9 protein-coding genes and 1 pseudogene are annotated in these 9,062 nt (G+C 44.5%); 4 read left to right on the forward strand and 6 right to left on the reverse strand.

Annotated features, from left to right (window positions below; genetic code table 11):
• Positions 1–42 precede the first annotated feature (42 nt).
• The 4 genes from folB to PMG71_RS06980 form a co-directional block, all read right to left on the reverse strand.
• Positions 43–432, reverse strand: coding sequence for a dihydroneopterin aldolase (folB, locus tag PMG71_RS06965; RefSeq protein ID WP_283752932.1), 390 nt, complete (start codon positions 430–432; stop codon positions 43–45).
• 326 nt (positions 433–758) lie between these two features.
• Positions 759–1,094: a XisI protein gene (locus PMG71_RS06970; protein ID WP_283752933.1), complete on the reverse strand. Its 336-nt coding sequence runs from the start codon at positions 1,092–1,094 to the stop codon at positions 759–761.
• Positions 1,082–1,504 (reverse strand): element excision factor XisH family protein, encoded by a 423-nt coding sequence (locus tag PMG71_RS06975; RefSeq protein ID WP_283752934.1) that lies wholly within the window; start codon positions 1,502–1,504, stop codon positions 1,082–1,084. The genes PMG71_RS06970 and PMG71_RS06975 overlap by 13 nt, the downstream gene beginning before the upstream one ends.
• A gap of 40 nt (positions 1,505–1,544) precedes the next feature.
• The gene (locus PMG71_RS06980) at positions 1,545–2,459 is read right to left on the reverse strand and encodes a M28 family peptidase (protein WP_283752935.1); all 915 of its coding nucleotides are present in this window, start codon (positions 2,457–2,459) and stop codon (positions 1,545–1,547) included.
• A 167-nt stretch (positions 2,460–2,626) separates the two neighbouring features.
• On the opposite strand from PMG71_RS06980, the gene PMG71_RS06985 reads away from it, so the two are divergent.
• Complete coding sequence (locus tag PMG71_RS06985; protein WP_283752936.1) at positions 2,627–4,303, forward strand: M14 family metallopeptidase; 1,677 nt, start codon at positions 2,627–2,629, stop codon at positions 4,301–4,303.
• A gap of 112 nt (positions 4,304–4,415) precedes the next feature.
• Positions 4,416–5,477: a glycine betaine/L-proline ABC transporter substrate-binding protein ProX gene (proX, locus tag PMG71_RS06990; RefSeq protein WP_283752937.1), complete on the forward strand. Its 1,062-nt coding sequence runs from the start codon at positions 4,416–4,418 to the stop codon at positions 5,475–5,477.
• A gap of 53 nt (positions 5,478–5,530) precedes the next feature.
• Here proX and PMG71_RS06995 read toward each other — a convergent pair.
• Together PMG71_RS06995 and PMG71_RS07000 are read right to left on the reverse strand one after the other, a co-directional pair.
• Positions 5,531–5,707, reverse strand: a pseudogene (locus PMG71_RS06995) (lipoyl synthase); the annotation flags it as partial.
• A 159-nt stretch (positions 5,708–5,866) separates the two neighbouring features.
• Positions 5,867–6,376, reverse strand: coding sequence for a phycobiliprotein lyase (locus tag PMG71_RS07000; RefSeq protein WP_283752938.1), 510 nt, complete (start codon positions 6,374–6,376; stop codon positions 5,867–5,869).
• Positions 6,377–6,646: 270 nt separating this feature from the next.
• On the opposite strand from PMG71_RS07000, the gene hemE reads away from it, so the two are divergent.
• Positions 6,647–7,705, forward strand: coding sequence for a uroporphyrinogen decarboxylase (gene hemE, locus PMG71_RS07005; RefSeq protein WP_283752939.1), 1,059 nt, complete (start codon positions 6,647–6,649; stop codon positions 7,703–7,705).
• Between the two features lie 9 nt (positions 7,706–7,714).
• Positions 7,715–8,737, forward strand: a complete 1,023-nt coding sequence (locus tag PMG71_RS07010) for an NAD-dependent epimerase/dehydratase family protein (protein ID WP_283752940.1) — start codon at positions 7,715–7,717, stop codon at positions 8,735–8,737.
• The last annotated feature ends 325 nt before the right edge of the window (positions 8,738–9,062 follow it).

Raw genomic sequence — 9,062 nt, forward strand, 5'->3', positions numbered from 1 at the left:
TCAAGCCAGGTGAAGATGATGGATCGGCTGGTTTGACTGGGTTTAGGCAAATTTGGGATTGGTTCGGGTGATGTCAATGGTGACTTGACCGCCAAAGTCGGGTATGGGAGGTGATTTGATCACACGCACACCCACTTTTTGCAGAGCGGGGCGTTGGTGGGGCTGGTTGTCTAGATTCAGCAGTTCATCGGCGATCGCCGCAGCCAATTTCTCAATTAAGTCAAATTTGTTGCTCCTGATAATTCCTTTCACGATCTCAACCGCTTCGCAATAATTAAACGTATCCTCAAGATTATCACTCTGCCCAGAGACCGATAAATCTAACCACAGAGATAAATCTACCGTAAACCATTGTCCGAGTATTTTTTCTTCCGGTAAGTAGCCAATATATCCATAACAGCGAATATTGGAGACGTGAATACAATCCATCATTGAGTGAGTAGAAAAGATAAAGAGTTGATGAAGTTGATTATCCCATTACCAGGTGTACCCTGGCAATGTAGGGTGTGTTAATAACGCACCCTACACCATTATTGATTTAAGTAAGCTTCAAGCCGATAATGATGGATTGTCTCAAGTCTTGACTAATTGGTAAGAAAAGCGAGAAAATGATAAAATTTAAACTAATCGACACAGGTAAGGATCTATCAGAAAATCGAGAAGTTATTAGAAAATTCTGAATGGTCGGACAAAGAAGAGTTGGATAAGGGGCTTAGAACAAATTTTTAAGAGCAACATCATACAGCAATGGCATCAGTTTAATTCACCGCAAATTCCGTATAAGGACGCTGATTCGGATGGTAAAATCCTAAAACAATTTTATCCTTTGGAACACCTAAATCTAGCAGATCATTCACAATCCCATCTTCTGTGCCATCTCGATGAATCCAAATTTTATCTTCAATGATTTCTATATGTACCAAACATCCATGTACTCGACTATCATTTTGCCATCCCAGAGTTAATAAAATATAATTGGTTTTATCGTCACTGATAATGAGTCTCCGTTCTAAATCTCCATAAGAATAGGGAATTTGGTAATATTCATTCAGGGCTTGATATATAATTGGATAATAGTGTTCTAATGTATCCATGTGACCACCTCTTGATTGCTCGGATCGAAGACAAGTAAACGAAGTTTGTTTTTAGTTAAAATTAGATTGCCCAGTCGTTCCTCAAAAACCTCTTTATATGCAATTTTAGGAATGGCAAGATACAAAGTCCGATCGTTCTCAACTTCTTCAAGGATATTGCGGTAGACAATATACTGTCCCACCGCTTTTTCCAGCTCATACATGGCAGAGCGACCCAAAAAAGTCTTGATTTCTACAGCGATCTTCTCTCCATACTTTTCTGCCGCCAGTATTTTTTTCGCCCCCAGGTCAACGAATAAATCTTTACCACCATATTGGAGTGTCAACGGATCGTTGGTGATTTTCCAATTATCTTTTTCTAGAGCAGCTTTAACTGTATTATGGTAGAGATCGTGTGCAGGCATTGCCATCAATACATTTTAATACCCTCTCAAAATAACACAAAATCTTCTAATTTGCAACCTCACGAATCACCCGCTCTAACCCTGACACTACCCGCGCTAATTTCCCATAATCAATTTTGTCCGGAGTGTCTTCAGCAGTGTGATAATAGGGATAGCGAAAAGGAGCCGTATCCGTAACCATTAAACCCAGATATCCTTGCTGCCAAAATGACCAATGATCTGACCATCCGATTCCGGGTAAAAGGTTAGGGAGGGCTGCACCTTCCGAGGGGAATTGGGTATGGCTGCGAAATGAGCCAATCACTTGTTTTACCCAGTTTCCAGAGTCCAGATTACCAATAAAAGCGATAAAGTTTCCTTGCAAAGGATAAAACAAATTTAAAGGTGCGGGATAGTTCTGGCTTCCTGGCACATCAGAATAGTATCCCATGGTTTCTAAGCTCATCATCCCCACAATATTATCTTGACGCTGCTTACAAATTTTGGCATAGACTAAACTACCCATATCTTCTGTCCAGAAAAAGGGCGGTTCTTCATTAACAAATTCCACAAATCTGAGGGTTTTCTGTTGCGGTTTTCCGGCAAATCTCCGAGCTAAGGCTAAGACTGCTGCTGCTCCAGAGCCATTATCATTCGCTCCAGGAACATTAGCCACAGAATCATAATGAGCGCCAATGACAATAATTTCTTCGGGTTGGCTTGTGCCGATAATTTCTACCTCTAAGTTATCAAATTCTTGGTCATCAACCCGATATTTATAGTGATTAACCTGATATCCGGAGCGAGTAAATTGAGTTTCTAAATACTGAGCTGTTTGTACTAAATTATCATAGGCTAGATAATTGTGGGGTTCAGAGGCAATTTCCCTCACATCTACTTCTAAATCTTGTGCTAATTTTTGCTCTTCTGCTGTCAGAGGAAACAGGGCATCTTGATAGCTTTTCCCTGGCATCTGTAACATGGTTTTCCATCCTCCCCAAACTATTCCTATTAAAATTATACTCAAGATTAACAATCTAATCCAAGTCGATTTGCGCTTGAATCCCGAATTGAACTTGTTCTTGATCATCCGGATGATTTACCCTAAAATAATGGTCATTATCAATGTACTCTCACCCCATTTTCCTGATGACTATTCCAGCGTTTGATTTCAGTCACTATTTTACCTACCAAGAAATTACAGATTACTTAAGCCAGATGGCTCAAGATTATCCGAATTTGATGCAACTGGAGAGTTTGGGAACAACGGAGGAAGGGCGGGAGATTTGGTTAGTGACGGTTACGGATAAAACGACGGGAGAAGCTCTAGAAAAGCCGGGATACTGGATTGATGCTAATACCCATGCAGCAGAAGTTACGGGTTCGGCGGTGGCGTGCTATATTCTTTATCAGGTTTTAAGTCAGTATAACCCAGATGCAAGAATTCGCTATTTACTGGAAAATTATACTCTCTATATTCTCCCCCGAATTGCGGTAGATGGGGCGGAAAAATATCTCCAAACACCCTATAACCTGCGCTCTAGTCCCCGTCCCTATCCGGAATCGGAACGGCAAGAGGGGTTATATTCAGAGGATGTTAATGGGGATGGATTAATTTTGAATATGCGGATTAAAGATCCCTGTGGTGCTTGGAAAGTTTCTGAGGATGATCCGCGCTTGATGATTCGTCGAGAACCGGATGAGTTTGGAGGGACTTACTATACAGTTATTCCGGAAGGTTTGATCCATAATTATAATGGCTATGAGTTTAAGATTGGTCGGAGTTTGGAGGGATTGGATTTTAATCGCAATTATCCCTATTATTGGCAACCGGAAGGGGAGCAAAACGGAGCGGGTGATTTTCCTTTTTCTGAGCTGGAAACTCGTGCAGAAGCGGAATTTTGGCGCAAGCATCGAAATATTAATGGGTTTATGACTTATCATACGTTTGGAGCGCTCATTTTACGTCCCTATAGTACCCATCCCGACGATCATTTTCCGACAGCAGATTTACAGATTTATGAGTTGATGGGTAGAAAAGGAACGGCGTTAACGGGGTATAAGTGTATTGGGATTTATAAGGATTTTCGTTATGACCCGAAAACGGTGGTTTATGGGGCGATGGATGATTATGGGTACGATCATTGGGGATGGTTTGGGTTTACGGTGGAACTGTGGGATGCGGCGAAAGCTGCGGGTGTTGAGAAGGAGAATAATATTGAGTGGGGAAGGGAGCATCCGGTAGAGGATGATCTGAAGATTTTGCAATGGAATGATGAGTATTTGGAGGGTAAGGGGTTTATTGATTGGGAAGGTTTTGAGCATCCGCAACTGGGAGCGGTGGAGATTGGGGGATGGGATATGAAGAGGATGTGGAAAAATGCACCAGCGAAGGCACTGCCGGAAATTTGCGATCGCCACTTTCAGTTTGCCATCACTCATGCCCTGATGTCTCCCCGGTTATCGGTGGCTCGGACTGAGGTCAGTCACGAAGGCGCTGATATTTACCGTTTAACGGTGCAGTGGGAGAATTTGGGCTTTTTGCCCACTTACACCAGTAAAAAGGCATTAGAGCGGAAGGCAGTCCGCCCTACGCGAGTAAAATTAGGGCTACCGGAGGGGGTTACCCTACTTCATGGGGAGCAACAGCAGGAGATTGAGCATTTAGAAGGTCGTTCTAATAAGTGGTTCAATTCATCTGCCAATGGAACCGACTATCGCACCCATCGCAGTTGGGTGGTGAAGGGAAAAAGGGGCAGTGAGGTGAGGATAGAGGCGATCGCCGAACGGGCCGGAACGGTGCGAACTTCGGTTATCCTCAGTTAGACACTCGGTTTTTAGCGGGTAATCTCAAATCTAGAAAAGAATGGTAGGTGAGAGTGTCCCGTTAAACGGGAAACAGATAAGATATTAGGTTATTGTCTGAACTCATTAAACAATGATCCAATCTAAAATACAGTCTGTTGCCTGGGGGATGATGGTTAGTGGGTTACTCTTCGGGGCGATCGCCTGCCAACCCTCCAATACTCCCACCACTCAAGGCGAAGGTTCCACCGAAAACACGGAGTTACCCGGAGCAGGCGTAACCGTGAGATCCGTCCATAGTAGTCTCTTGGAAGAACGCTTCCAAACGGAAATTGTCAACCAAGCCCTAGAAGAATTGGGATACGAGACGGCAGAAATTGCTGAACTTGAAGTGGCTACTATGGTAGTCGCCATCTCTAATGGAGATTTAGACTATACCACTATCCATTGGGAAAATAACCAAAGTAACTTATATCAAAACAGTGGGGGTGAGGAAAAATTAAGTAAACTTGGGGTGATCGTTCCCAATCTTGTGCAGGGATATCAAATTGATAAAAAAACCGCAGATGAATATCAGATTACTAATTTAGAACAATTACAAGACCCAGAAATCGCTAAACTCTTTGATACTGATGGCGATGGTAAAGCTAATTTAATCGGATGTAACTCCGGTTGGGCTTGTGAATTGACCATCGAGCATCATATCCAGGCGTATGACTTACAAGATACGGTAGAACAGGACGTAGGCCAGTATTCAGCCTTAATTGCTGATGCGATCGCTCGTTACAATCAAGGTGAATCCGTGTTGTTCTATATCTGGACTCCATTTTGGCTCGGCAGTGTCTTGGAACCAGGGGAAGATACGATTTGGTTACAAGTGGATCAAACGGATCTGCCGGGAGAACAACAAGCCTTAACGGAAGCAGACACCACAGCCAACGGAAAAAACATTGGTTTTCCTGTCGATCGCATGAGGATTTTAGCCAATAAAGAGTTTGTGGAAGCCAATCCTGCGGCGAAAAAGTTATTTGAAGTGGTGGAAGTTCCCATTGAAGATATTAGTGACCAAAATAATCTGATGCGACAGGGAGAAGATACACCAGAAGACATTGAGCGCCATGCTCAAGAGTGGATTGCTGACAATCAAGAGTTATTTGACAGTTGGGTAGAACAAGCCCTAGTTGCTCAGTCTTAAACCCCTTAGTAGGGGTAGGTTTCAAACCCGCCCCTACATTAGAATAACTATAACTAGGATTCTTGCCCAGCATGGTAGGAACTGCGAACTAAGGGCCCGGAACGGACATGATTAAAGCCCATATTGCGGGCAATTTCCCCTAATTTCTCAAATTCGTCAGGATGCCAATAGCGCTGTACCGGGAGATGATCGAGGGAAGGGCGCATATACTGACCGAGGGTGAGGCGATCGCCCAATGAATTATATCAAGTCCGATTGTTCATGTCCGCGAAGCGGAAATACCATGATTAAAAACTTAGGGAGCGAGACGCTCCCACTCCAGCAATCTTAAGGGATTAGAGGAGTGCGGGCATCTTGCCCCCTTCTTCACCCTTTATCCGGACTTGATATTACGCCGGATTTCCTCCTAAACGGATTTCCGTACATAGAGACGCAAAAACCGTTTCCCCAGAAACTTGGGTGAGGCTGGTTCTGAGGCGAAAATTAGGAGAGGCAAACCACATGCGATCTTCAGAAATTTGCCCTTGAGATTCTACCCTTAAGGTTAAAATTTCCTCTTCATCGAGAACAAAGGAACCAGGGAGAGACCCTTCAACAGAGGAGAAAAATTTACCGCTCTGGAGATTTTCACCATCACCCACCCAAACCAATAGACGCTCTCCCTTGTAGGATTGGGCCGAGGGATCAATGGTGGCTTCCCAACTCATGCGTGTGCCGCCTAACACCGTTTCTAGACCATGGCGATCGCACAAATCCTTTACTTTCGGGTCATCACTGGCTAAAAATTCGACATAGAGGGTGGATTTTCCGGTCTGGGTTTGATTGGATTCTATTTGATGGGCAGTGCGCTGAGAAAACCACTTTCCCGCACTCTGTTGTAAAAATTCCGTAATATTCATTAAAACTCTCGTACTATCTCCACAAGTTGAGCGTCAGTATTGGAAAAAAGCCCAAATTCTATTTTAGAGCCACAGGAGACGATTCAAGCGATCGCATCTTATGAGATGATAAGGGAGGCAATCCGGAAGATCGCAGCCGGTTGTCTGGATTGGGAAGTCAACCGGCTTGTCTCCAACTGTTAGCCCGCAAAAGCAACAAACTGAGCTACCAGGCTTTCCTATCTCCAAATTTTGCTCATCTCCAGCCCTTGGCCTATCACACCCTGAAGCATGACCCAATCAACTGAGATACCCTATCTATTACGCGCTACCCGTGGAGAAATTCTCCCTCGTCCCCCCGTATGGATGATGCGGCAGGCGGGACGCTATATGCAAGTCTACCGCGACCTGCGAGATAAGTATCCGAGCTTTCGGGAGCGCTCCGAAAATCCCGAACTCTCCCTAGAGATTTCTTTGCAACCCTATCGCGCCTTTCAACCGGATGGGGTGATCCTGTTTTCGGATATTCTCACCCCCCTACCCGGCATGGGGATTCCCTTTGATATTGTGGAGAGTAAAGGGCCCATCATCGACCCCCCCATTCGCTCCCTAGAACAGGTAGAAGCAGTGACTCCCTTAAACCCAGAAGAGTCCTTACCCTTTGTGGGTCAAGTGTTGCGGGAGTTACGCAAGGAAGTGGGCAATAAGGCCGCCGTATTAGGCTTTGTCGGTTCTCCTTGGACATTAGCCGCTTATATGATTGAAGGCAAAACCTCGAAGACCTACAGCAATATTAAGCGCATGGCCTTTAGTGAGCCAGAGATGTTACATAAACTCTTGGGTAAAGTCGCTGACTCGATCGCCACTTACGTTAAATACCAAATCAAAAATGGCGCTCAAGTGGTACAACTCTTTGACTCTTGGGCCGGTAACCTCAGTCCCATTGACTATGAAGCCTTAGCTCTACCCTATCAGCAACGGGTCGTGAAGCAAGTGAAAGCTGAATATCCCGATACTCCCCTGATTCTATACATTAGCGGCAGTGCAGGGGTATTTGACCTGATGCCTAAATCGGGAGTCGATATCATCAGTGTAGACTGGACGGTAGATATGAAGGATGCCCGGTCTCGCTTACCGGAAACCATGGGAGTACAAGGGAATGTCGATCCTGGTGCGCTCTTTGGTTCTCAAGAGTTCATCCGCGATCGCATGATTGACACCGTTCGCAAAGCAGGCAATACCCGCCATATCCTCAATTTGGGTCATGGGATTTTACCCGGAACGCCAGAAGAAAATGCCGAGTTTTTCTTTGAAACGGCAAAACAAATGGATCAACTGCTGGCTAACTGATTATCGATTATGACCCTAACCCCATCAATCCCGAAAAAAAAGCGGATTTTTATGACTGGTGCAAGTGGTTGCATCGGCCACTATGTTGCTGAATCTCTGATTCAAAAAACCAGTCACGATCTGTTTTTGCTGGTGAGAAAACCAGAAAAACTAAAATTCGACTATCAAGCGCGATCGGGTATCACAATTTTAGAAGGCGATTTGCGCGACATTAGTCAATATAACGATCTGTTAAGTACGGTTGATGGGGCAATTTTAGCCGCTACTGCTTGGGGCGGCCCCAGGGAAGTCTTTGATATTAATGTGGTCAAAACCATTCAACTGGTTAAAGCACTAGACCCCAATGTTTGTAACCAAGTCATTTACTTCTCTACCGCCAGCATTTTGGGTCAAGAGAATAAGCTTTTACCCCAAGCCGGACAATTAGGAACCGATTATATTCGCTCTAAGTATGACTGTTATCAGCAACTGAGCAAACTCACCAGCGCTCCCCCCATTTCTGTGGTCTTTCCCACCTTAGTCTTTGGCGGCGATGAAAATAAACCCTATTCCCATCTCTCCTCCGGATTATCAGAAGTTCCTAAATGGATTAACTTCGCTCGCTTCTTTAAAGCCGATGCGAGTTTTCATTTTCTCCATGCCTATGACATTGCCCAAGTAATTACCCATTTGATCGATCATACCCTTCCCCCCGATCCTGAAGAAAATTTTGCCTTTGCCCATCATCTGGTTTTAGGGAATCCTGTGGTTAATGTTGATGAGGGCATTGCCGAAATTTGCCAGTATTTTAATAAGAAAATCTATTTTCGTATTCCCCTGTCTGTTGCTTTAGCCGATACCCTAATTAGTATTTTGCGCTTAGTGGGCGTAAAAATTGAAATGGCAGCCTGGGATCAGTTTTGTATGCGCTATCGCCATTTTCGCTATCAAAACCCGGTTAGTCCAGCGACTTTGAGCTTAACTCCCTATTGTCCCACCTTAAGCGATTTACTCAAAATTAGCGGCATTCAGCCGGAAGCACAAGTCGAGTAACGGTCCTTACTCGATGGGGTTTAAAATTTGATTGACCGTTAGGTTAAATTCTGGGAAGTGGGGAGATAGAAGTAAGTTATCCCCTCTAAATGTTCCCACTTCTGTATAGGTTTGGGGAGAGAAAGATAGGGTATATAGCTAGTCTCAATGAGTTGTGCAACTGGAAATGCCCTCTCCCGTGGGAGCTTACAGCAGTTTTCGCTGTTATGTGGGACATCTTGATCCCCCTAAATCCCCCTTAAAAAGGGGGACTTTCCTATTCCCCCCTTTTTAAGGGGGGCAAGGGGGGATCTTTTCCTACTGTCCACCGATACAGCGCAAAGCG

This window comes from Roseofilum acuticapitatum BLCC-M154 (genome assembly GCF_030068475.1).
Classification (GTDB): domain Bacteria; phylum Cyanobacteriota; class Cyanobacteriia; order Cyanobacteriales; family Desertifilaceae; genus Roseofilum; species Roseofilum acuticapitatum.

Coding starts and splice junctions, on each gene's coding strand:
- folB (WP_283752932.1), bottom strand. CDS start 432: ATGATGGATTGTATTCACGTCTCCAATATTCGCTGTTATGGATATATT.
- PMG71_RS06970 (WP_283752933.1), bottom strand. CDS start 1,094: ATGGATACATTAGAACACTATTATCCAATTATATATCAAGCCCTGAAT.
- PMG71_RS06975 (WP_283752934.1), bottom strand. CDS start 1,504: ATGGCAATGCCTGCACACGATCTCTACCATAATACAGTTAAAGCTGCT.
- PMG71_RS06980 (WP_283752935.1), bottom strand. CDS start 2,459: ATGTTACAGATGCCAGGGAAAAGCTATCAAGATGCCCTGTTTCCTCTG.
- PMG71_RS06985 (WP_283752936.1), top strand. CDS start 2,627: ATGACTATTCCAGCGTTTGATTTCAGTCACTATTTTACCTACCAAGAA.
- proX (WP_283752937.1), top strand. CDS start 4,416: ATGATCCAATCTAAAATACAGTCTGTTGCCTGGGGGATGATGGTTAGT.
- PMG71_RS07000 (WP_283752938.1), bottom strand. CDS start 6,376: ATGAATATTACGGAATTTTTACAACAGAGTGCGGGAAAGTGGTTTTCT.
- hemE (WP_283752939.1), top strand. CDS start 6,647: ATGACCCAATCAACTGAGATACCCTATCTATTACGCGCTACCCGTGGA.
- PMG71_RS07010 (WP_283752940.1), top strand. CDS start 7,715: ATGACCCTAACCCCATCAATCCCGAAAAAAAAGCGGATTTTTATGACT.